At 53.4% G+C, this 1,561-nt stretch carries 1 rRNA gene; it reads left to right on the forward strand.

The features are described from left to right. The first annotated feature begins 8 nt into the window (after positions 1-8). Positions 9-1,561, forward strand: a 16S ribosomal RNA gene (locus EX191_RS22730).

Consider the following 1,561-nt stretch of genomic DNA (forward strand, 5'->3'; position numbering starts at 1 on the left):
AAAATCTTAAATTGAAGAGTTTGATCATGGCTCAGATTGAACGCTGGCGGCAGGCCTAACACATGCAAGTCGAGCGGAAACGAGTTATCTGAACCTTCGGGGAACGATAACGGCGTCGAGCGGCGGACGGGTGAGTAATGCCTAGGAAATTGCCCTGATGTGGGGGATAACCATTGGAAACGATGGCTAATACCGCATGATGCCTACGGGCCAAAGAGGGGGACCTTCGGGCCTCTCGCGTCAGGATATGCCTAGGTGGGATTAGCTAGTTGGTGAGGTAAGGGCTCACCAAGGCAACGATCCCTAGCTGGTCTGAGAGGATGATCAGCCACACTGGAACTGAGACACGGTCCAGACTCCTACGGGAGGCAGCAGTGGGGAATATTGCACAATGGGCGCAAGCCTGATGCAGCCATGCCGCGTGTGTGAAGAAGGCCTTCGGGTTGTAAAGCACTTTCAGTCGTGAGGAAGGTAGTGTAGTTAATAGCTGCATTATTTGACGTTAGCGACAGAAGAAGCACCGGCTAACTCCGTGCCAGCAGCCGCGGTAATACGGAGGGTGCGAGCGTTAATCGGAATTACTGGGCGTAAAGCGCATGCAGGTGGTTTGTTAAGTCAGATGTGAAAGCCCGGGGCTCAACCTCGGAATAGCATTTGAAACTGGCAGACTAGAGTACTGTAGAGGGGGGTAGAATTTCAGGTGTAGCGGTGAAATGCGTAGAGATCTGAAGGAATACCGGTGGCGAAGGCGGCCCCCTGGACAGATACTGACACTCAGATGCGAAAGCGTGGGGAGCAAACAGGATTAGATACCCTGGTAGTCCACGCCGTAAACGATGTCTACTTGGAGGTTGTGGCCTTGAGCCGTGGCTTTCGGAGCTAACGCGTTAAGTAGACCGCCTGGGGAGTACGGTCGCAAGATTAAAACTCAAATGAATTGACGGGGGCCCGCACAAGCGGTGGAGCATGTGGTTTAATTCGATGCAACGCGAAGAACCTTACCTACTCTTGACATCCAGAGAACTTTCCAGAGATGGATTGGTGCCTTCGGGAACTCTGAGACAGGTGCTGCATGGCTGTCGTCAGCTCGTGTTGTGAAATGTTGGGTTAAGTCCCGCAACGAGCGCAACCCTTATCCTTGTTTGCCAGCGAGTAATGTCGGGAACTCCAGGGAGACTGCCGGTGATAAACCGGAGGAAGGTGGGGACGACGTCAAGTCATCATGGCCCTTACGAGTAGGGCTACACACGTGCTACAATGGCGCATACAGAGGGCGGCCAACTTGCGAAAGTGAGCGAATCCCAAAAAGTGCGTCGTAGTCCGGATTGGAGTCTGCAACTCGACTCCATGAAGTCGGAATCGCTAGTAATCGTGGATCAGAATGCCACGGTGAATACGTTCCCGGGCCTTGTACACACCGCCCGTCACACCATGGGAGTGGGCTGCAAAAGAAGTAGGTAGTTTAACCTTCGGGGGGACGCTTACCACTTTGTGGTTCATGACTGGGGTGAAGTCGTAACAAGGTAGCGCTAGGGGAACCTGGCGCTGGATCACCTCCTTA

The organism is Vibrio chemaguriensis, assembly GCF_012275705.1.
GTDB lineage: Bacteria > Pseudomonadota > Gammaproteobacteria > Enterobacterales > Vibrionaceae > Vibrio > Vibrio diabolicus.